The sequence below is a fragment of the Flavobacterium sp. 90 genome, assembly GCF_004339525.1.
Lineage (GTDB): Bacteria > Bacteroidota > Bacteroidia > Flavobacteriales > Flavobacteriaceae > Flavobacterium.
This window is the reverse complement of sequence record NZ_SMGE01000001.1, coordinates 2365480-2387160: the sequence shown is the minus strand read 5'-3', so window position 1 is coordinate 2387160 and position 21681 is coordinate 2365480. Positions and strand designations below refer to the sequence as shown.

Sequence of the window (21681 nt, the reverse complement as noted above, 5' to 3'; positions counted from 1 at the left end):
ATACAATGAAAAAATTTATAATAACAATATTACTTATGATTGTAAACTCAGGTTACAGTCAGGAATTAAACTTACCCGTTTTTACACAATATTTAGCAGATAATCCCTTTGTTATATCTTCAACTTATGCAGGTATTGGCGACAATTTAAGAATAAGAGCCAATGGACTAACACAATGGGTTGGTATTAAAGATGCTCCCGACAATCAGTCGATATATGCGGACTTTAGAGTTTTGGACCGCTCCGGATTAGGGATTTCGCTTTATAACGATAGTAATGGCTATACAAAACAAATGGGAGGCAAAATATCTTTTGCGCATCACCTTATTTTGGATTATTATTCTAAGCAATATTTATCGTTTGGAATCTCCTATAACTTTAATAATTTTAAAATCGACATCAATGAATTCAAACCTACATATGAAAACCCAATGTCAGATCCCGGCATTACAAATGACCGCTATTTAGCAAACAACAATTTTGATATAGGAGCATTATATAGAAATAAAGGTTACTTTTTAAGCTTTAACATTAGTAACATCCTCGAAAAAAAAATAGATCAATTTACAGGAATAGAACCAAGCTTACTTCGTAATTATCAAGTGTACACAGGATTTACATTTAAAGGTGCCACTAATAGAATTGAATTTGAACCTTCAGTTTATTATCAAATGTTTGCCAGTGATAAACGTTCCAGTACTGATTTTAATTTTAAGTACCGACAATATAATCGTTACGAAGATTATTTCTGGGTTGGAGTTTCTTATCGTTTCCTAAATGATCAATTTTTAGAACCTTTAATGATTGGGCCAATGGCAGGATTTAGAAAGAATGATTTTTATTTTGGATATTCTTATCAGGCATCACTAAATCAACTGGGCGCTTATAACTCCGGAACTCACGTTGTAACGATAGGACTGGATTTTCTTCGCGGAATTAGCAATTGTCCTTGTACACAAAGTCCTGTTCGTCATTAAACATTATATTTTAAGTTTCTTTGACCGTAATAATCTTGACCGGACAAGCTTTCGCAGCCAATTCACAACTTTCTACAATCGTATGGTTAGTAGATTTTAATGTAAAAAATCCTTTTGCATCTTTCGAATGAATTAAAACTGACTTTCCGTCTTTTTTTGACATCTGAAAATGTATTGGATCCATTTCTACACAGTAATTACATCCAATACATTTATCTCTTTGTAATGTTATGATAACCATTATACCTCCACAATTTTATATAATTTATCAGACGTTCTGATTCTAAAAGGCAATTTAAAAGTGCAATCATCTCCTTTTGTTGCTTTCTCAGATGCAATATCGTTTACCAGCATTTCTTCAATGATCATTTCCTGAGCACCTGTACTTGGTCCGGTTACTAAAACTTTGTCTCCGATTTTAACATCGTAAGCTTCAATTTTGAATTGTCCTACTTCTGCCTTTGGGAAATAATGAGTTCCTTTTCCCACATAAACCTTTTTCTGTGTTGCCGCCGAGCCAGGAATATCGCTCCATTCTCCTAATTCTTGTCCCAAATAATACCCTGACCAAAAACCACGATTATAAACTGTATTCAAAGCTTCCATCCAAACTGCGATTTTTTCTTTAGAAAATATTTTATCGTAATACGAATCGATAGCTTCACGATAGGTTTTAATAACTGTCCCCACATATTCCGGTGCACGACCACGGCCTTCTATTTTTAAAACCTGAATTCCCGAATCAATAACCTGATCTAAGAAATCAAGTGTGCATAAATCTTTAGGCGACATCATGTATTCGTTATCAAGTTCAATTTCAAAACCCGTTTCCTGATCGATAACGGTATATTTTTTACGACAATTTTGTTTGCATGCTCCACGGTTTGCAGATGAATTATGCGAATGCAAACTCAAATAACACTTACCTGAAACTGCCATACACAAAGCGCCATGACCAAAAATTTCGATTTCGACTAAATTTCCGTTCGGTCCTTTTATTTGTTCTTTCTCAATTTGATTTGTAATACTTTTAACTTGTCGTAAACTCAATTCCCTACTTAAAACCATTGTATCAGCAAACAAACTATAGAATTTAATCGTTTCAATATTTGTCACATTCAATTGTGTAGAAATATGAACTTCCATTCCAATTGATCTAGCCATTGCAATTACAGCTTGATCAGATGCAATTACAGCAGTAATATTAGCTTCTTTAGCTTTGTTCAACAGCACTTTTACAACAGAAAGATCATGATCATAAATAATCGTGTTTAAAGTAAGATAGCTTCTAACATTTTTAGCTTCACAACGATTAGCAATTTCCTGTAAATCATCAATAGTGAAATTTACTGTCGAACGTGCACGCATATTAAGTTGTTCTACGCCAAAATAGATAGAATCCGCGCCATTATCGAGTGCAGCCTGAAGTGACTCAAAGCTCCCAGCGGGAGCCATAAGTTCAATTTTGTTATTAAATGTCATTTTTATTGATATTTTTTCCAACGATAGAAATCTTTGGAAATGTTGTTTTTCAATTATATCCCATTATTAAAATAATGGAATCAAATTGTCGATCTTTTTTTGTGGTATTGTTTATAAAAGCTCTAATCGTTGGGGATTTTGATTGTGTTCCCATGGTTGAAACCACGGGCTATGTTAATATAGATTCACGATTATAATTCATGTCCAGCCATAGCCCAAGGTTTTAACCTTGGGAAACATATCGATAAGCATTTATTTACTCGCTAACCCATGCAATTTTACAAATTCATCAAATTCATCTTGTCCATTTTTGTTAAGATGATGTTGCTTTTGATTTTTTATATAATTATAAACAACATCTAACTGAGATTCACTCACAGAAAATGCCGCAAAACCAGTTTGCCAAGCAAATTTTTCAAGGATTAGATTTTCTCCATTTATAGCATGAGAAGAACCTCCTTTTACTTGTTTCATCAAGTCTGAGATAGTTTTTTGTGGATTTTGTAAAAATAAAACATGTACATGGTCTGGCATTCCATTAATGATTCTAACAGGGCAACCCAATTCAATTAATTCTTCCCGAATATAATTGAACACTTTTTCCTCAATGAAATAATCAATTAATTCCTGACGATTTTTGGTTGCCCAAATTGCGTGAATCCATAATTTGGTAAAAGAATGCGACATGTAAATTAGCTTAAAATTTCTGCTAATTTACAATTTTGTATAATTTATCTGACAAACGAATACGAAATGGAACTTCAAAAGTAACTCGATCTCCAATTTTAGCAGTAGTAGCTTCTGCGTCATTGACAATCATTTTTTCTAAAACCAATTCCTGGTCTCCTGTAGTTGGTCCTGAAATTAAGATTTTATCACCTGTGTTTAGCTCTTGATTTTCGATAGTAAAAAGTCCAACTTGTGCTTTAACATAATAATGCTCTGCTTTTCCAAGAAGTACTTTCTTAACTTTTATTTTCTGGCGAATATCAGCAGGTTTTTGCTTCACTTGTTCTAAAGCTGTATCTGGCAATTCTCCTGAATGTTTGAATTTTAGATTCTCAGATTTTCCTTTTCTAAAAACCTTATTTCCAACTTGTTTTCCGGTTCTCAAGCGAACCTGATCAACCAATGGCATGTGTATAACTTCAAGACATTCCGTAGAACAGCAATTTTCCATTGCAGCCTTACATTCATCACATTGAATAAACAACAAATGACATCCGTCGTTTTCGCAATTAGTGTGATTATCGCAAGGTTTTCCGCATTGGTGACATTGCGAGATAATATCTTCGGTAATTCTTTCACCAAGACGGTTATCGAATACGAAGTTTTTTCCAATGAATTTACTTTCTAAACCTTCTGCTTCAATTTGCTTGGCGTAATTAATGATTCCTCCTTCTAGTTGAAAAACATTTTTAAAACCCTGATGTTTAAAATAAGCACTTGCTTTTTCACAACGAATTCCACCTGTGCAATACATTACAAGGTTTTTGTCTTCTTTATGGTTCTGAAGCTGATCGTTAATTATTGGCAAACTTTCTCTAAAAGTTTCTACATCCGGAGTAATCGCACCTTTAAAATGACCAACTTCACTTTCGTAATGATTTCTAAAATCTACCACAATAGTATTTGGATCATCAAGGATTTCATTGAATTCTTTGGCTTTCAAGTGAACGCCGATATCAGTAACATCAAAAGTTTCGTCGTTTAAACCATCAGCAACGATTTTGTGACGAACTTTAATAGTAAGTTTTAAAAACGAATGATCATCATGTTCTACCGCTTCATTCAATCGTATACCTTTCATGAAATCATAAACTTCGAGAGTTGATCTAAAAGCTTCCAAATTTTCTTCAGGAATACTCATTTGAGCATTAATTCCTTCATTGGCAACATAAATTCTGCCTAAAGCATCGAGCTTATTCCAGGCTACAAATAAATCATCGCGAAATTTTTTGGGATCTTGAATTTTGGCATACGCATAGAAAGACAACGTTAGTCGTTGTTTACCGGCATCATCGATCATGATGGCTCTCTCTTCTGCGCTTAAAGTGTTGTACAGTTGCATGCTATAAACTAATTTAAGTTGAGAAATAATTATGTAATGAATTCTTTTTCCTAGTGAATTCGGGCGCAAAGGTAAGCTTTTCTTTGCAATTTCAAAACCAACTAAAAATCAAAAATTAAACAACATAAGACTTACTGGAAAATTTAAGAATTTCTGCCTATACCTCATCCAATAAAATAATCTTTTTTAGTCTAAAAAGCCGAGAAACTAAAAAACATCACTGTTTATCAGAACGTTACAAAAAAATCACTATATTTATGTTAACAATTTTAACATTTATACTTATGAATGCTTTAAAACTACCAAAACCAATTTTCCCAATTCTCCTTTTTTTAATCTTTTTTATTTCCTGTAAAAAAGAACAACCGAAAGCACCGCCGCCCATTCAGGCACCTTTTGTAACGGTAAAAAGTGAAGATGTCCCAATTTATAAAGATTTTGCTGGACAAACTTTTGGCGAATTAGACATCGAATTAATTGCGCGAGTAGACGGAATATTAACTGGGGTTTATTTTAAAGAAGGTCAAAAAGTTAAAAAAGGTCAATTACTTTATACAATTGATCCGTTAGAATATGAAACTAAAGTCGAGCAAGCCCGCGGACAAGTTGCTGTTGCACAAAGTAGTTTGGTAAATGCTAACGAAGAATTAAAAAGAATTCGCCCGCTTGCAGATATGAATGCTGTGAGTAAACGAGAGTTAGACGCCGCAGTTGCAAAAGACAAAGCTGCAAGATCAAATTATGCCAGTATGCAGGCAAGCTTAAAAAATCAGGAGATAGAAAGAGGTTATTGCAATATTAAATCCCCAATAGACGGCGTTATCGGACTTTCGAATGCCAGATTAGGAGATTATATTACCAAATTAGGCAATGCCTCGAGATTGAATATGGTTTCGAAACTTGAAAAAGTAAGAGTACAATTTACCGTTAGTGAATCTGATTATCTTAAATATCAAAAAAGCACTAAACAAGGTGAAAAAATCACAGATCTTCAGCTCATATTATCAGACGGAAGCATTCATCCCGAAAAAGGAAGCCTCAACTTTTCTGATACTAAAATAGATCCTACGACAGGAACTGTGACTATCGAAGCTCAATTTCCAAATCCAGACGGGACTTTACGTTCAGGGCAATTCGGAAAAGTTCGCGTTCTGATTCGCACTGCAAAAGATGCAATCGTAATTCCTCAAAAAGCAGTTACCGAAATTCAGGGACTTTTTCAGGTTTCTGTAATCGATGATAAAAACACTATTCAAACCCGAATGGTCGAAGTAGGTCAAAAAACTGGTGTTGACTGGATCATTACAAAAGGATTAAAACCCAATGAAAGAGTAGCGATAATTGGTAATCAGTTTATTCAGCCCGGATCAACTGTTGCCCCTGTTCCTTATGTAGCCGACAAAAAACAGATTGCATCATCTCAAAACGACTAAATTATGGATAATTTTTTTGTAAGAAGACCGATAGTCGCCATCGTGCTATCCATATTTATCGTTATTATTGGAGGGCTTTCAATCCTCGGAACTCCCATTGCACAATATCCCGAAATTGCTCCGCCTTTAGTACAAGTTTCAACCAGCTATAGAGGTGCAAATGCCCTAAATGTAGAACAAGCCGTTGCCACACCAATTGAACAAAAGGTAAACGGAGTTGAAAACATGCTCTACATGCAATCGACCAATACTGGTGATGGAAGTATGACGCTGAACATTACATTTGACATGGGAACTGATTTGGATATTGCAACAATGCTTACCCAAAACAGAGTAAATGAAGCCACCAATAAACTCCCAAACGATGTAAAAACAACAGGAGTTACGACCAAAAAGTCGCTTTCGATGCCTTTGCTTATTATCTCTTTGTTTTCTCCCGAAAAAACATTTGATAATAACTTTTTAACCAATTATGCCAATATCAATATTGTAGATGCATTGGCACGTATTAAAGGTGTTGGAGAAGTTACTCTTTACGGAGGAAGTAATTATGCTATGCGAATTTGGGTCAAGCCCGATATCATGTCCAAATACAACTTGACCGTTCCCGATATTATTCAGGCGATTAAAGAACAAAATGCAATTTCGCCAGGAGGAAAATTCGGTGCACCGCCCGCAACAGACAACAATGAATTTACTTATAATGTAACACTAAAAGATCGTTTAGTAAATCCGGAAGATTTTGAAAATATCATTCTAAAATCAAACATCAACAATCAGCAAGTTCGTTTAAAAGATGTTGGTACCGTAACTTTAGGAACTGAAAGTTATGCATCTGTTGCCAGACTAAACGGAAGTCCGGCAGGAACAATCGGAATTAAACAAATGCCAGGATCAAATGCCTTAGAAGTTGCTGCCAATGTCAAAAAGACCATCGAACAATTAAGCAAGCGTTTCCCACAGGATTTAAAATATAGAGTTTCATTAGACACTACTCTCGCCATTTCCGAGGGAATTAACGAAATCATGCACACGCTTTTCGAAGCCATTATGCTGGTAATTATTGTAGTGTTTATCTTTTTGCAAAACTGGCGTGCAACCCTAATTCCGTTAGTAACCGTACCAGTTTCGTTAGTTGGAGTTTTCATGCTTTTTCCATTATTAGGATTCTCAGTAAACGTACTTTCACTTTTAGGATTAGTACTCGCAATTGGTATTGTCGTCGATGACGCCATTGTCGTCGTCGAGGCCGTAATGCATCATATCGAACAAGGAATGTCTCCAAAAGACGCTACAAATCAAGCGATGAAAGAAGTTTCGGGTCCCGTAATTGCAATTGCAATTGTATTAACCGCCGTATTTATTCCCGTTGCGTTAACGCCCGGAATCACTGGACGACTCTATCAGCAATTTGCTATAACGATTGCCATTTCGGTAATATTCTCCGCGTTAAGCGCCTTAACATTAAGTCCCGCATTATGTTCCTTATTACTAAAACCCAATCAGGAAGCAAAAGGCTGGCTTGGAAAATTCTTTGCCGCTTTCAATAGAAAATTTTCATCCTTTACAGATAAATACACCGGCTTTTCAGGATTTCTAATCAAAAAAATGGCACGAAGTTTTATTTTCATCGGAATTCTTATTGGAGCCATTATTCTCTTGGGAGGAAAAATTCCAGGAGGATTCGTTCCCGAAGAAGATCAGGGTTATATGTTTGTAAATATCGAATTACCGGGCGCTTCATCCTTAGAAAGAACCAATAAAGTGATTCAGAAAATCGAACATATTTTAGCTAAAAATGATGGAGTTGAATATTACACTTCTGTTGCCGGATTTAGTTTAATCAAAAACTCGGTTGCAACCAATAACGGATTCTTTTTCGTAGCCTTGAAAGAATGGAAAGAACGTAAACAAGATGTATTTCAGATTCTAAAGGAAGTAAATGGAAAAGTAGTTTTTGGCATTCCCGAAGCAACCGTCTTTGCCTTTGGTCCACCGCCAATTACCGGAATTGGAAATGCCGCGGGATTCTCAATGATGCTTCAGGATAAGGAAGGAAATACGCCTCAATATCTTTTTGAAAACTCACAACGATTTATGGCTGAAGCCAGGAAACGAACGGAAATTGGAACTATCCGAACAACCTTTAATCCAAATGTACCACAAATTAGTCTCGATGTAGATCGCGAAAAAGTTACAGAACTTGGACTTTCCCTTTCAGATGTCAATCTCGCAATTGGTGCCAGTTTAGGAGGTCAATATATTAATGAGTTCAACAAATTTGGACGTCAATATATTGTATTACTTCAGGCAGATCCAAGTTTTACAGTAAATCCCGAAGACATCAATAAGATCTTTGTTCGAAGTAAAAGCAACAAAATGATTCCGATTTCAAGTATTGCAACTATTAGAAAAGAAAGCGGACCTGAATTTACAACCCGATTTAATTTGTATAGGGCCGCAGAAATTGGAGGAACACCTGCGCCCGGATTTACTTCCGCGCAAGCGATGACTGCTTTAGAAGAAACTGCTCAAAAAACCTTGCCAGCCGCCATGAGTTATGAATGGGCAAATATGAGTTATCAGGAAAAACAAGCCGAAGGAAAAGGAAATACCGTATTTATCATGGCATTAGTTTTTGTGTTTCTAATTCTGGCAGCGCAATACGAAAGTTGGAAACTGCCTTTTAGTGTACTTCTGGGAACGCCATTTGCCGTTTTTGGAGCTTTTTTAGGATTATACATCTGTCGCTTTTTTAGTCCGGATTATGTCAACAATGTCTTTGCACAAATTGGACTTGTTATGCTTATTGGTCTCGCCGCAAAAAATGCCATTTTGATTGTCGAGTTTGCCAAAGAAGAATATGAAAAAGGAATGCCGGTAAAAGAAGCAGCTTTATATGCAGCCAAACTTCGTTTCCGTCCAATTCTAATGACTGCCTTTGCTTTTATTTTGGGAGTTGTGCCTTTGTTAACCGCAACCGGAGCCGGAGCTCAAGCCCGAAAAGTAATGGGAATGACCGTTTTTAGCGGTATGCTCGTCGCCACTATTCTGGGAGTTTGTTTGATTCCGGTATTGTTTGTATTTATTGAAACTTTTGGAAAAAAACCTTCAAAAGAAATTGATGAACCTAAAAAGGAAGAACCATGAAAAATCTAAAATTAATAGTAGCAGTACTTTTGATCACCGTTTTTCCTTATGGATGTATGGTTGGACCAAAATATGTGCAACCAGAACAACCAAAACCAGAAACTTTCTTACATGGTGATCATACGACAGACACAACAAATACGGTACGAACCATAAAATGGTCGACGATTTTTAATGATCCTGTTTTAATTGGATTAATCGAAAAAGGACTTCAAAATAACTTCGATCTTAAAATCGCTATTGCGCGATTAGAGCAGGCACGCGCTAATCTGGGAATGGCAAAAGCCGACTTATATCCTACTTTTCAATATTCAGGACAAGTAAATAGTGCCGAAACTTTTATGCAGCCTAATTCTGCATTTGCAAACATGTCTTGGGAACTGGACTTTTGGGGAAAATACCGTCATCAGAATAAAGCCCTTCAAAATGAACTTTTGGCTACTGATGAAGCTCGGAAAGTGGTACTTGCAGACATTGTGAGCAATATTGCAATTTCTTATTTTGAATTGCGTGATTTTGACAATCAATTAGAAATCACGATTCATACTTTAGAAACAAGACAAAAAGCTTACGACATCATAAACGAACGTTTTAAAAGTGGTTATGTTGCTGAATTAGACAAAGTACAAATCGAACAACAAGTCGCAATTGCCGAAGCTAATATCCCAGCTATCAAAAGACAAATTACAGCAATTGAAAATTCAATTTCGATTTTAATCGGACAAGTTCCGCAACCTATAGAAAGAGGAAAAACTAATAGTGAATTATTGATTCTCACTACTTTTCCAACTTCGGTTCCATCTGCCTTACTTGAAAACCGACCTGATGTAAAAGCCACGGAACTTTTGTACCGTTCGGCAAACGAAAGAATTGGCGTTGCACAAGCCATGCGATATCCTTCGTTTAATATTGCTGCTCTTGCCGGTTTTACAAGTGTTATGGTTGCTGATTTATTTAATGACGCTTCTTATTTGCAAAATGTTGGTGCCGGAGTTACCGGTCCAATTTTCAATTTCGGAAAAAACAAACGCCGTGTCGAAGTCAATCGTCAAATTGCCGAAGAACGCAAACTGAACTTTCAAAAAACCTATTTAATAGCGATTTCTGAAGTAGAGAATTCACTACAAAATGTGGCGATGTACAAAGAAGAATGGGCAGCAAGAAACAGACAAGTTATAGCTGCACAAACAAATTATGATTTATCAAATGCCAGATATTACAACGGTTACGTTTCGTATCTGGAAGTTCTTGATGCACAAAGATCACTTTTCGAAGCGCAACTTAGTCTTTCTAATTTAACACAAAAACAATTATCCTCAATGATCCAATTATATAAAGCACTTGGCGGGGGATGGAATTAGTTTTTTTTAAAGGTACTAAGGTTCTGAGTTACTTAGGCACTAAGGTTTTTAAAAACTATGAGCATAAAAAAAAACACCAGCTGTAGCTGATGCTTTTTTGTTTTAAATCTTTGTCCCTATGTACCTTTGTCACTTTGAACCTAAAAACTTAGAGCCTAAGTAACTCAGAACCTTAGTCCCTTAAAAATTAACAGAACTCATTAAACGCATCTTGCAAGTTCTCAGCGATTAATTCTGCTGGACGACCTTCGATGTGGTGACGTTCTAACATGTGAACTAATTCTCCGTTTTTGAATAAAGCCATAGATGGCGAAGATGGAGGAAAAGGAAACATATGTTGTCTTGCCGCATCAACAGCTTCTTTGTCAACACCTGCAAAAACAGTGATTAAGTGATCTGGTTTTTTAGCTCCTTCTAAACTCATTTTTGCTCCCGGACGTGCATTTCTTGCAGCACAACCACAAACAGAGTTTACAACAACTAGAGTGGTACCTTCAGCTTTGATAGCATTCTCTACAGCGTCAGCACTATGTAAATCTTGAAAACCTGCAGCTGTCAATTCAGCTTGCATTGGTTTTACCATTTCTTCTGGATACATATTTCTTATTTTTAAATTTTACTTTTGAACTGCAAAGTTACAAAGTTTACTCGCAACTACTTAATTTCAAGTATAAAGTTTTGTTATAGTACGATAATAGATTATAAATAGGACCAAATATTATTGTAATATTCAAAATTACAATGCTTTATAACCATTTCAATCATAAATTCTGAATCACTAAAGTGCCAGTTTTACCCTTCTGTCGGGAAACTCATAATTGTATTGTTTCAAATGATTTTTTCTGCCTATTAATTTGTGTTTTGTTGCCGAAACCGTCGATTTACTTTGTTCTGGAATTTCGATGGTTGAAAGATAACTGCTCAAATATTTTTTAAGCATTTGAATATTCTCCACTTCAACAGAATAGATCGTTTTTTTACCAACGTTTTCTATGTTTACCAGATTTGCTTTTTTTAATTCTAACAAATGTTTTGATATCGTCGATTGCGCTAACGGAATTAATTCAACAATTTCACCACAAGTTCTATTGTTTCTTTTCCATAAAAGTGTCATAATCTGAATTCGAGTTGGATGTCCAAGAGCTTTGCAAATTTTACCTATTGCTTTTGTTTCCAGATCAAGATTTAAGTGTTTTGTAATTCCCATTAGCTTGCCAATTTGTTCATTATCGTAAATGAACGATTATATTAAATTTGTGCGGCAAAGCTAAATGTTAGAGCAGTTTTGCAATGACCTCGAAAGGTTCTTAAAGCAAAAGAATAAGACATTTTATTAAAATGAATCTTCATATTCAAGGTATCCACTACTTTTTACGATATTAAGAATTATTAAAATAGTAATAGAAACAAAGAGATAAATTGCACGCAGATTATACCGATTTAAACAGATAAGCGCAGATTTTTACTTTGAGTTAATATAAAAACCAATCTACCTAAAGCTGTAAAAGCTGAGTGAAAAGAATTTTTTATTTAAAGATAACACGAAGTAACGCCTTTATAAACGGAAGTTTTGGGCATTTTAAAATCACCTGAAAATCCTCTAATAAACTAGTTTCTTCATCCAAAAACTTAAATATCAAAGCAGGATTTCCTTTTCTAAACAAAGACGAAAAAATGGAACTTCCTAATTCATTATGGCGATACAGAATATCCAAAAGCAATAAATCATAAAACCAAAATCTATTTCTCTTATGAAACGATGTCATTCTTAAAGATTCTAAAGTTTCGGAAGAATTAACGCAAAGAAACTCGACCAATTCAGATGACTTTTTATCCGAATTTCTAAAAGTAAAACCCGTGCTCGCTTTTGTCCATCCGCCGGCAGTTCCAATATTTAAAACTCGTTTGGTGTTTTTCCTCCAAAAAGGATAAGAAGTCATTGGAATACTTCCCTGCTCCTTTTCGAGAATTTCAAAATTCTTTGTTCCGAGTTTCTTTAAATAAAGCTGAATCTCATTTTCGTATTCTTCTTTTGGAAGTAGTTTTTCAGAAAACAAAGTATATTCTACCAAAGCTTCAGTTTTAGAAATGGGCAAAACATACATAAATCTTGTATTTCCTCTTTGTTCGACCGAAAAATCCATAAAAGTAGCTTGTTCCGGATTGAAGATTTCAGATTCGCTTTTTACAAACCAACCTATAAAATGTTGTTGCAAAACCGGATATTTAGTTTGATTTTCGGCGAAAGCCTTTGTGTAAATACTATTGAATAAAGAATCACACGTATATCTGTTTTCTTCTGTTCCAACAAAAACATGCGTTTCGAGTTCGTTGATGTCCGTTACTTTTTCATTTAGAAAAGTAATATTCGGATGTTTCGAAAGCGCTTCAAAAACAAAATCATAAAAATCTAAACCCCGAATTTGATTGTATTGATAAGGTTTCAACGCCAAATCACGTTTAAAGTTTTCATCAGCAAATAAAGCCGAATTCCACTTTTTGAAAACAATAGAATGCCAAATCGTTTCTTCTTTTGCCCAAAAACACCAGGTTCTGTCATTTGTTTTTTTTGGATCCTGATCTAAAAGCAAAATAGATTTATCTGAAAATTTTCCGGACAATGCCATTTTATAAACAGTCATCAAAGCAGATAAACCTGATCCGGTAAAAATGTAGTTGAAATGTTTTATTTGCGAGGAAGTCATCTTCAAAAATAAGAAATTTTATTCTTTCAATTTTTCTAAAAGAAGTTTAAAATCCTTTGGACTTAAATAGTTGTTGTACTGCAGAATAATTTCTTTTTTCTCATTCAAAACACATAAAACCGGATATACAATTTGATTCTTTATCGTTCCTAATTGCAAAGCCAGTTCATGAACACCGACATTATTTCCCGAAGGCTGGAATTTAAAAACCTGATTATTGAACGTAATATCACGTTTTTCTTCTGCATTTAAATCAATGAAATAAAAATCGGAATTTAGTTTTTCAATAATTTCCTGATTTTTAAAAGTGGTACTTTTCATTCTTTGACAAAACTGACACCAATCAGTATGGATGAAAACGATTATTTTTCGCTTTTGAATTTGCTGCAAACTATCTACTTCCTCAAAAGATCTGCTTTTTAATTGACAGAATCCTGTTGAAGTTATACCTAGAAAGAAGAAAATGAGAATAAGCTTTTTCATTTGTTATCGTTTTCTTGCCACTGATTAAATGGATTAAAAAGATTTTTTTGCCACGAATTTCTCGAATTTACACTAATTAAATTCGTGGTAATTTGTGCAATTCGTGGCAAACTTTATTCTAAACAATAATCTTTTTAATCCATTTAATCTGTGGCATATAATTTTATCTCAAAGTATATCTCAATCCAAAAAATCCACGAATTGTTTGGTTTTGTCCGTAAACATAAGTCGTGTCAAAAGTCAAACCATACGGATTATCCGGTGTGTCCACTATTTGACCTTTTGGAACTACGTTGCCATGAATACCAACAGCAGTTCCGTCTGAAGTTTGCACATTTTTATCAAAAGGATCATTTGTTCTTGAAATCAAAAATGGATTATTTTGTTTCGGTGTGAAATTTAAAAGGTTTTTGATTCCGCCATAAAGTTCAAAATTCTTCCATCCATAATACGTAAACTGAATATTCTGAATACTATACCAAGGCGATTTCGGACTTCTTGGATCGTATTGACTCAACAAAGGCAAATTCATAGGACTGTAAACATTCCCTGTGTAATCTAACAATAAATTTAAGGAATCTACTTTATACGAAACGCTCCAGGTTGCCGTGAAATTCTCTGTTAAAAAAGGTCTTTCTGAAACTCCATTTTCAACATTTTTATTATCTAAAATGGTCGCTCCCAAAATCATCTTTAAACCCGTTGGGAAATTTACATCAACATTCGTGCTGATTCCCTGACTTATTGCGTAGCCGTTTATGTTGTCGTAAATGATTTTATTGGGATCGGTTTCGTAATCTGAAATGATTTTATTGCTGAATCGCGTATAAAAAGCCGTAGTTTCAATTCCGATAAAAGTTCCATTTCCAAAGTTTATCTTCTGAATATAATTAAGATTTGCATTAATGGATTGTTCGGGTTTCAGATCACTTTTTAAGACAACATCTCTGGAACCTGTAAGTGCCGCGTGATCTTCGGTAAATAAATTCACAACCCGAAATCCAGTTCCTGCGTTGAATCTAAAAATAGTGTTTTCACTTTTCTTCCATCGATAAGCAACTCTTGGTGTATAAATCGAACCATGAATGGAATTGTAATCGTATCGCATTCCTAACAGAACCTGACTTTTAGGCGAAAGCGTAATTTCATCCTGCACAAAAATTCCCGGTAACCACGTACTCTCCGCTTCCTTTGTAGCCGTGGTATTATCGTCATAATACGAATAACGATTGGCAATTCCCGCAAGGAAATCATTCCGACCTATTTTCTTATCCCAGGTTAATTGTAAAAAACCAATTTTCTGGTTGGCAATAAACGATGTTGTTCCGTAACGACTGTCTTGATAATGAACGTTTCCTGAGAACGAAAGCATCAGTTTTTCTTCAAAAGGCAATTGATAACTTCCAATCAGTTCTCCTCTTTTGGTATAAATACTTTCTCCATAAATTTCATCTCCACCACGGTACTTTTTCTCCCAACGTACATCTCCGCCCCAACGATCTTCGTACATTGCGCGGGCAGCGATCGTAAAAAGACGATTATCATTTCGTAAAAAACTCCATTTATTGAAAACCGAAATTCTATTAGACAAAGTAACATCGGTAAAGCCATCCTTATCTTTATCAATAACCTGATTGTAATCGAAGTAATTGATTCCTAAAAGTGTTGTTGACTTTTTAGTTGGATTGAATTTCATTCCTAAATCAACATTCGTTTCTAAGTAGGTTGTCGAAAAAACATCCGCCGAAAATAATGGAGCATTCGTTGGATTCTTGGTAATAATGTTGATCAATCCGCCAACAGCTTCACTTCCGTACAAAGAAGACGCCGGACCTTTTACGATTTCTATACGTTCAACCAAAGAATTCGGAATTCCGGATAAACCGTAAACTGTCGAAAGACTGCTCACAATTGGCATTCCGTCAATTAAAACCAAAGTATATGGACCTTCCAAACCATTAATATGAATATCTCCCGTATTACAAACCCCGCAATTAAGTTGCGGGCGAACGCCGTTTATATTTTGAAGTGCTTCATAAATACTTGGTGTTGGATTTTTCTTGAAGAAAACCGGCGAATAAACCTCAACCGGAACAGCGCTTTCTAATCTTTTTACGGGTTTTAAAGTTCCCGAAACTACGACTTCGTTAAGCTGATTTTCATTATCCGTCAATTCAAAATCATATGATATAACGGGATCTTTCACAACTTCGATTTTCTTTTTTAAAGTCTGAAAACCCATTTGAGAAATTTGAATGGTATAAATTCCAATAGCAACATTTTCGAACTTATAATATCCTAAACTATCTGTAACCGTTTTCTGTTTTGTTCCAATTAAATGAACGTTTACAAGCTGTAATTTCTGCCCTTCACCAGATATAAAACCGGATACAGAAGTAGTTTCCTGCGCAGACAAGAATTGCAAACAAAACAAAAGCAATATTAAAAATAGTTTTTTCATTGTTATAAAATTAAATTTAGACAAAACTAAAAATTAAATTTGACAAATAATGATTTTAGAATTATAATTTTATAACTCTTATGACATCAATATGTTATATTTCTATTATTTACTATAAAGAAGGCTAAAAGGTTTTAAACCAAAAAATTGTGCTAAAGCCTTTTTTAATTCAAATCTTATTTTCCCCTAGTTGAAACTAGGGGCTATGCAAAAAGCCTAACAATCTTCATCAAAAAGTTCTTTAATAAGATTGAATAGCGTCCAGCTTTAGCTGGATGAGAATATAAACAGGACCGAAAAGGGCTTTAGCCAAATCTTATAAGTTTAAATAAAGCCCTTTTTTTTTGTACCGTTAGGTACTAAATATTGGTAGTTATAAATGCGAAATTCGTTAGCGTGCCGTAGGTACGCTACAAAACGATTGCTGTTGCGTACCTGCGGCACGCTTCAATTTATTACAATTCATGTTTCTACCAATATTTAGTACCTAAAGGCACATTTCAATCTTTGATTTACATAACTGTTTATAATCTCCCATGTAAAAAAGCTAAACAAATGACTCATCAATAAGTTCTTTATTAATAGATGCTCCGGCAAAAGATCCTGTAGAAACGGCCATTGCCACAGATCGCATTTGAATTGTACAATCTCCGCTCGCATAAATTCCAGCAATATTTGTTTTTTGCATAGCATCGACTTTCAACAAACCCTGTGGAGTCAATTCACAACCTAAACCTTCTGGTAAACGACAATGCTGTTCAAAAGGTGGTCTTGCATAAATGGCTTTTACTGCAATTTTTGATTGATTTCTGAAGACAATTTCTCTGATATTTCCGTTTTCATGTTCAAATGAATCAATTTCATCTTCAATAATCTCAATTTTATGTTGCTTTAAAATCAAGGTTTCTTCCGGAGATAAAGTTGATTTTCCATTGGTTAATACGCTGAGATTTTTTGTCCAATTAGAAATCAGTTTGGCAAACTCAAATCCCATTTCGCCATTCGCAATAATTGCTGTTTTCTCTTTTTTAACTTCATAACCATGACAATACGGACAATGCAAAACCGAAATCCCCCAACATTCAGCAAAACCTGGAATTTCGGGAAGTAAATCTTTTACTCCGGTTGCGAACAATAATTTTCGAGAAGTAAAGGATTTTCCCGATTCGGTTTTAATTTCAAATCCATTTTCAGTTTTAACGGCGCTTACGGCTAAACCATTATAAAACTGAACTGTATTATATAAGTCGACTTGCAATTTGGCTTTCGCCGAAATAACAGCAGGTTTTTCACCATCATGAGTAATAAAATTATGCGAATGTGGCGTTTGTCGATTACAAGGCAAACCACTATCAATAACTAAAACTTGTCGCAAAGAACGACCTAAACTCATTGCTGCAGAAAGTCCGCTGTAACTTCCGCCAATGATTATAACTTCAAAGTGTTTTTGTTCTGTCATAAATGTATCTTTTAATATGTTCTTGGAATTGGAAATGGATCTTTGTTTGGGAAGAAACCATCATGATAATCTTCAATTTCATCTTCGGTACAAAGGCATTTTTTAAGTGTTGCAAGGATTTCCGTTTCATTTATTTTCTGACCTATAAAAACAATCTCATTGAGTCTGTCGCCAAAACCCGCAGTCCATCGTTCTTCTATAACATCTTGAAATTCGACAAAATTATTAAAGGTCATTCGCTCGGTTAGTGGCATACTTGCCCACCAAACTCCTGCTCCTTCGGCTTTCATAGATCCGCCGGCCTGACTCCAGTTAATGGCTTGTTCCGGTCGTGATGCCATCCACAATAACCCTTTGCTTCGAATGACGTTACTTGGAAAATCAGAAGAAATGAAATTCCATAATCTATTGGGGTGAAAAGGTCTTGGATCACGAAATACAAAAGAATTTATTCCGTATTCTTCTGTTTCAGGCGTGTGAATACCTTCTAATTCTCTAATCCAACCTGCAGAATTTTCAGCTTCTTCATAATTGAACAAACCGGTATTTATAATTTCATTTGGATTTACTTTTCCTAAAACCGCCGTAATTATTCTTGCAACCGGATTCAGTTTTTGAATTGAAGCTTGGAGCATTTGCAATGATTCTGCACTGATTAAATCTGTTTTATTCAAAACAATAACATTGGCAAACTCTATCTGATCGACCAAAAGATTGACTATTGTTCGGTTATCATTTTCAATATCCGATAAATTTTGCTCCTGTAATGTTTTGGCTGAGCCAAAATCTTTAAAGAAATTAAAACTATCCACAACTGTAACCATCGTATCGATATAACTAAATCTGGACAAATCAATGTTTTCTTCGTCATTAACAAACGAGAAAGTCTGCGCTACCGGAATGGGTTCGCTAATTCCGGAACTTTCGATAAGCAAATAATCAAACCTATTTTCCTTTGCCAGTTTCTCGACTTCAAGCATTAAATCTTCGCGCAATGTACAGCAAATACAGCCATTAGTCATTTCAACTAATTTTTCTTCGGTTCGGGATAAAGTGTATTCGTTTTTTACGAGTTGCGCGTCAATATTTACTTCGCTCATGTCATTGACTATTACAGCTACTTTTAATCCTTCTTTGTTGTGCAAAATATGATTGAGCAGCGTCGTTTTGCCAGCACCAAGAAATCCGCTTAATACGGTTACGGGTAATTTTTTCATTGTTGGGAAGGTTTATGATTTATATAATTCAAAAAGTGTCCAATGATCATTCCGGTTCCGCCAATAAATATTAGATCAAGATGAATGTCTAGAAAAAGTTCACTCAGAATACTAATCCAAATCAAAGACATTGAAATCACAAGAATTGTTGCAACGAAAAGATCTGATTTATTTATAATTTTAATAATCGCAAAAAGACCAATCGTCGCAAAAACCAAATCGATAAAAGGATTGTGGCTTAATCCAAAAGGCAGAATTGTCAAAAGCGGAAAAATCAAACAATGAACCAAACAAACGGTCGCGCTCGAGATTCCTAAAATATCGTAAAGAGATGTACTTGTTTTCTTCATTTTCTGTATATTTGCTTAATGCAATTTTGTTGCAAATATACACATAAAAATCAATTGCAACATTGTTGCGTTAATATTTTTAAATTCAAATAAAAATGAAAACTACACGTAATACAGCAGCAAAGACAGCCGTTCTAGAGATTTTTGGGAAATCTAAGACTGCATTGTCTCACACAGAAATTCAAAAAGAACTGAATGATTTGTGTGATCGCGTTACTACTTACAGAATCCTGGATCGATTAGTAAATGACGATATTGTACATAAAATTGTCAACCTCGACGGAACGGTAAAGTATGCAAAATGTCATCATAATGCCCAACGAGTACACATACATAATCATGCACATTTTAGCTGTGAGAAATGTCAAGAGGTAACTTGCTTAGAAAATGTGAAGCCAAGTTATATTCTTCCGCACAATTATAAGGTCAATGATATAAACTTTACGTTATCAGGAATATGCCCAAAATGTTTCAATTCTAACATTTAAGTTTTAGACAAGCCTAAAAATATTGTTGCGCGAATGTAATTTTTACATACATTTGTTAAAACAACATTTCTACAATGACCAAATCTTTAGAAGAAGTTCATCAATCGGTTGCAACACAGCATAAAAAAACAGGATTCAGAAAAATATTAGCCTTTTTAGGTCCGGCATATTTAGTAAGCGTAGGATACATGGACCCGGGAAACTGGGCGACAGACATTGCCGGTGGTAGTCAGTTTGGGTATTCTTTGCTTTGGGTGTTGCTAATGAGCAACTTAATGGCTTTATTACTTCAAAGTTTGAGCGCAAGACTTGGAATTGTAACGCAACGTGATTTAGCGCAAGCATCGAGAGAAACCTATTCGAAATTTATAAACTACATTTTATATTTTCTGGCCGAAATTGCGATCGCCGCTTGTGATTTAGCCGAAGTTCTGGGAATGGCAATCGGGATCAATCTTCTTTTTGACATTCCACTTATCGAAGGTGTTTTGATTACGGTTTTAGACACTTTCCTTCTACTCTTCTTAATCAATAAAGGCATCCGAAAAATGGAAGCTTTCATAATTGTATTGGTCGCAATTATTGGATTTTCTTTCATTTTCGAAATGATATTTGCCGAACCGGAATTGGACAAAGTCATTTATGGTTTGGTTCCTTCAATCCCAAGTTCAGCGGCTTTATACATCGCAATCGGAATTATTGGTGCCACTGTAATGCCCCACAATTTGTATTTACATTCTTCTTTGGTGCAAACTCGCAAATTCGACAGAACTCCTGCGGGAATCAAACAAGCCCTGAAATACAACTTTATCGATTCCACAATTGCTTTAAATCTCGCATTTTTTGTCAACGCTGCTATTTTGATTTTGGCTGCAGCCACATTCTATAAAAACGGAATGTTTGAAGTCGCCGAAATTCAGGATGCACATAAATTCCTCGAACCCTTGTTAGGAACCAAATGGGCGCCGGTTTTGTTTGCCGTTGCCTTGATCGCTGCAGGACAAAGCTCAACCGTAACCGGAACTTTGGCCGGACAAATCGTAATGGAAGGATATTTGAATTTAAGAATTCAACCATGGGTTCGTCGTATTATAACACGTTTAATTGCGATTGTTCCAGCTGTTATCGTGATTTTAATTTATGGAGAAAGCGTTACCGGAAAACTTCTGATCTTAAGTCAGGTGATTTTGAGTTTACAATTAGGGTTTGCGATTATTCCGTTGATTCATTTTGTGAGCGATAAAACCAAAATGAAAGGATTTCATATTTCCAAAACAACTCAGGTTGCCGCATGGATTATTGCTTTGATTATTGTTTCGCTAAATGCGAAATTAGTGTATGACGAAATCTCTTCTTGGTTAGAGAACTCAACTAATCCAACTATTCTTTGGTTTACAGTGGTTCCGCTTGCTTTTGGTTTTCTTGCTTTGTTGTTGTACATCATTGCGAAGCCTTTTATTGCAAGAGCAAAATCCAATATCGAAAATCATTCACCGCATCATTTAAAACTGCAATACACTCCCAAAGAAAGTTACAACAGAAAAAACATAGCGATTTCTGTAGACTTTTCTAAAGCCGATGAAGCTGCACTTAACAATGCCTTCGAACTTGGCGGAATCGACGCACAATATACCTTAATTCATATCGTAGAAACAGTTGGTGCATTAATGTATGGTGGCAATGTTGACGATCATGAAACGACTATCGACGAAAAATTATTATTAGAATATAAAGATATGCTTTCGCAAAAGGGTTTCAAAATCCAAACCGAACTTGGTTTTGGAAAACCTAACACCGTGATTCCGAAGATTATTAACCTTGGAAACTTCGATGTTTTAGTAATGGGAACGCACGGCCACACTGGTTTAAAAGATATTTTGTTTGGTACAACTGTAGACAAATTGAGACATAAAATTTCAATACCTTTGTTGATTGTTAAATAAAAGGGACTAAGGTTCTGAGTTGCTAAGTTTCTGAGGTTTTTACTTCGAGACTTTTAACTTAGAACCTTAGAACCTCAAAAAATAGTTCTTTTAGAGATACA

18 protein-coding genes are annotated in these 21681 nt (G+C 35.1%); 6 read left to right on the top strand and 12 right to left on the bottom strand.

The window, feature by feature from the left end:
* The first annotated feature begins 5 nt into the window (after positions 1 to 5).
* Complete coding sequence (locus tag C8C83_RS09640) at positions 6 to 977, top strand: type IX secretion system membrane protein PorP/SprF (RefSeq protein WP_121328177.1); 972 nt, start codon at positions 6 to 8, stop codon at positions 975 to 977.
* Between the two features lie 10 nt (positions 978 to 987).
* Here the strand turns inward: C8C83_RS09640 and C8C83_RS09635 are convergent, their stop codons facing one another.
* From C8C83_RS09635 to C8C83_RS09620, 4 genes are all read right to left on the bottom strand, one after another.
* Positions 988 to 1218, bottom strand: coding sequence for a ferredoxin (locus C8C83_RS09635; protein WP_121328175.1), 231 nt, complete (start codon positions 1216 to 1218; stop codon positions 988 to 990).
* Positions 1218 to 2459 carry a peptidase U32 family protein gene (locus tag C8C83_RS09630; protein WP_121328173.1) on the bottom strand — a complete coding sequence of 414 codons (1242 nt, stop codon included), beginning with the start codon at positions 2457 to 2459 and terminating at the stop codon, positions 1218 to 1220. The genes C8C83_RS09635 and C8C83_RS09630 overlap by 1 nt, the downstream gene beginning before the upstream one ends.
* Positions 2460 to 2711: 252 nt before the next feature.
* The gene (gene tnpA, locus C8C83_RS09625; protein WP_121328168.1) at positions 2712 to 3146 is read right to left on the bottom strand and encodes an IS200/IS605 family transposase; all 435 of its coding nucleotides are present in this window, start codon (positions 3144 to 3146) and stop codon (positions 2712 to 2714) included.
* A gap of 22 nt (positions 3147 to 3168) precedes the next feature.
* Positions 3169 to 4530, bottom strand: coding sequence for a rhodanese-related sulfurtransferase (locus tag C8C83_RS09620; protein WP_121328166.1), 1362 nt, complete (start codon positions 4528 to 4530; stop codon positions 3169 to 3171).
* 257 nt (positions 4531 to 4787) lie between these two features.
* On the opposite strand from C8C83_RS09620, the gene C8C83_RS09615 reads away from it, so the two are divergent.
* From C8C83_RS09615 to C8C83_RS09605, 3 genes are read left to right on the top strand one after another with little or no spacing between them, the layout of a single operon-like run.
* Positions 4788 to 5963 (top strand): efflux RND transporter periplasmic adaptor subunit, encoded by a 1176-nt coding sequence (locus C8C83_RS09615; protein ID WP_121328164.1) that lies wholly within the window; start codon positions 4788 to 4790, stop codon positions 5961 to 5963.
* A gap of 3 nt (positions 5964 to 5966) precedes the next feature.
* Positions 5967 to 9113, top strand: a complete 3147-nt coding sequence (locus C8C83_RS09610; RefSeq protein WP_121328162.1) for a multidrug efflux RND transporter permease subunit — start codon at positions 5967 to 5969, stop codon at positions 9111 to 9113.
* Positions 9110 to 10474 (top strand): efflux transporter outer membrane subunit, encoded by a 1365-nt coding sequence (locus C8C83_RS09605; RefSeq protein WP_121328160.1) that lies wholly within the window; start codon positions 9110 to 9112, stop codon positions 10472 to 10474. Before C8C83_RS09610 ends, C8C83_RS09605 begins: the two co-directional genes overlap by 4 nt.
* A gap of 187 nt (positions 10475 to 10661) precedes the next feature.
* On the opposite strand, the gene C8C83_RS09600 is transcribed toward C8C83_RS09605, so the two are convergent.
* The 8 genes from C8C83_RS09600 to C8C83_RS09565 form a co-directional block, all read right to left on the bottom strand.
* A complete protein-coding gene (locus C8C83_RS09600) occupies positions 10662 to 11072 on the bottom strand; it encodes a BrxA/BrxB family bacilliredoxin (RefSeq protein ID WP_121328158.1) in 411 nt (136 codons plus the stop codon).
* 180 nt (positions 11073 to 11252) lie between these two features.
* Positions 11253 to 11681 carry a metalloregulator ArsR/SmtB family transcription factor gene (locus C8C83_RS09595; protein ID WP_121328156.1) on the bottom strand — a complete coding sequence of 143 codons (429 nt, stop codon included), beginning with the start codon at positions 11679 to 11681 and terminating at the stop codon, positions 11253 to 11255.
* A gap of 319 nt (positions 11682 to 12000) precedes the next feature.
* Entirely contained in the window at positions 12001 to 13179 is a 1179-nt protein-coding gene (locus C8C83_RS09590; RefSeq protein WP_121328154.1) for a lycopene cyclase family protein, read from the bottom strand.
* An 18-nt stretch (positions 13180 to 13197) separates the two neighbouring features.
* Positions 13198 to 13662: a thioredoxin fold domain-containing protein gene (locus C8C83_RS09585; RefSeq protein ID WP_121328152.1), complete on the bottom strand. Its 465-nt coding sequence runs from the start codon at positions 13660 to 13662 to the stop codon at positions 13198 to 13200.
* A gap of 163 nt (positions 13663 to 13825) precedes the next feature.
* Positions 13826 to 16123, bottom strand: coding sequence for a TonB-dependent receptor (locus C8C83_RS09580; protein ID WP_121328149.1), 2298 nt, complete (start codon positions 16121 to 16123; stop codon positions 13826 to 13828).
* A 547-nt stretch (positions 16124 to 16670) separates the two neighbouring features.
* Positions 16671 to 17582 carry an NAD(P)/FAD-dependent oxidoreductase gene (locus C8C83_RS09575; protein ID WP_121328147.1) on the bottom strand — a complete coding sequence of 304 codons (912 nt, stop codon included), beginning with the start codon at positions 17580 to 17582 and terminating at the stop codon, positions 16671 to 16673.
* Between the two features lie 11 nt (positions 17583 to 17593).
* Entirely contained in the window at positions 17594 to 18799 is a 1206-nt protein-coding gene (locus C8C83_RS09570; RefSeq protein WP_121328145.1) for a GTP-binding protein, read from the bottom strand.
* Positions 18796 to 19149 carry a MerC domain-containing protein gene (locus C8C83_RS09565; protein WP_121328143.1) on the bottom strand — a complete coding sequence of 118 codons (354 nt, stop codon included), beginning with the start codon at positions 19147 to 19149 and terminating at the stop codon, positions 18796 to 18798. The genes C8C83_RS09570 and C8C83_RS09565 overlap by 4 nt, the downstream gene beginning before the upstream one ends.
* A gap of 95 nt (positions 19150 to 19244) precedes the next feature.
* On the opposite strand from C8C83_RS09565, the gene C8C83_RS09560 reads away from it, so the two are divergent.
* Both C8C83_RS09560 and C8C83_RS09555 read left to right on the top strand, forming a co-directional pair.
* Entirely contained in the window at positions 19245 to 19637 is a 393-nt protein-coding gene (locus C8C83_RS09560) for a transcriptional repressor (RefSeq protein WP_121328141.1), read from the top strand.
* 74 nt (positions 19638 to 19711) lie between these two features.
* Positions 19712 to 21580 carry an Nramp family divalent metal transporter gene (locus tag C8C83_RS09555; protein ID WP_121328139.1) on the top strand — a complete coding sequence of 623 codons (1869 nt, stop codon included), beginning with the start codon at positions 19712 to 19714 and terminating at the stop codon, positions 21578 to 21580.
* The last annotated feature ends 101 nt before the right edge of the window (positions 21581 to 21681 follow it).

Coding starts and splice junctions, on each gene's coding strand:
- C8C83_RS09575 (WP_121328147.1), bottom strand. CDS start 17,582: ATGACAGAACAAAAACACTTTGAAGTTATAATCATTGGCGGAAGTTAC.
- C8C83_RS09630 (WP_121328173.1), bottom strand. CDS start 2,459: ATGACATTTAATAACAAAATTGAACTTATGGCTCCCGCTGGGAGCTTT.
- C8C83_RS09570 (WP_121328145.1), bottom strand. CDS start 18,799: ATGAAAAAATTACCCGTAACCGTATTAAGCGGATTTCTTGGTGCTGGC.
- C8C83_RS09560 (WP_121328141.1), top strand. CDS start 19,245: ATGAAAACTACACGTAATACAGCAGCAAAGACAGCCGTTCTAGAGATT.
- C8C83_RS09565 (WP_121328143.1), bottom strand. CDS start 19,149: ATGAAGAAAACAAGTACATCTCTTTACGATATTTTAGGAATCTCGAGC.
- C8C83_RS09580 (WP_121328149.1), bottom strand. CDS start 16,123: ATGAAAAAACTATTTTTAATATTGCTTTTGTTTTGTTTGCAATTCTTG.
- C8C83_RS09640 (WP_121328177.1), top strand. CDS start 6: ATGAAAAAATTTATAATAACAATATTACTTATGATTGTAAACTCAGGT.
- C8C83_RS09610 (WP_121328162.1), top strand. CDS start 5,967: ATGGATAATTTTTTTGTAAGAAGACCGATAGTCGCCATCGTGCTATCC.
- C8C83_RS09555 (WP_121328139.1), top strand. CDS start 19,712: ATGACCAAATCTTTAGAAGAAGTTCATCAATCGGTTGCAACACAGCAT.
- C8C83_RS09615 (WP_121328164.1), top strand. CDS start 4,788: ATGTTAACAATTTTAACATTTATACTTATGAATGCTTTAAAACTACCA.
- C8C83_RS09605 (WP_121328160.1), top strand. CDS start 9,110: ATGAAAAATCTAAAATTAATAGTAGCAGTACTTTTGATCACCGTTTTT.
- C8C83_RS09620 (WP_121328166.1), bottom strand. CDS start 4,530: ATGCAACTGTACAACACTTTAAGCGCAGAAGAGAGAGCCATCATGATC.
- C8C83_RS09590 (WP_121328154.1), bottom strand. CDS start 13,179: ATGACTTCCTCGCAAATAAAACATTTCAACTACATTTTTACCGGATCA.
- C8C83_RS09600 (WP_121328158.1), bottom strand. CDS start 11,072: ATGTATCCAGAAGAAATGGTAAAACCAATGCAAGCTGAATTGACAGCT.
- C8C83_RS09595 (WP_121328156.1), bottom strand. CDS start 11,681: ATGGGAATTACAAAACACTTAAATCTTGATCTGGAAACAAAAGCAATA.
- C8C83_RS09585 (WP_121328152.1), bottom strand. CDS start 13,662: ATGAAAAAGCTTATTCTCATTTTCTTCTTTCTAGGTATAACTTCAACA.
- C8C83_RS09635 (WP_121328175.1), bottom strand. CDS start 1,218: ATGGTTATCATAACATTACAAAGAGATAAATGTATTGGATGTAATTAC.
- tnpA (WP_121328168.1), bottom strand. CDS start 3,146: ATGTCGCATTCTTTTACCAAATTATGGATTCACGCAATTTGGGCAACC.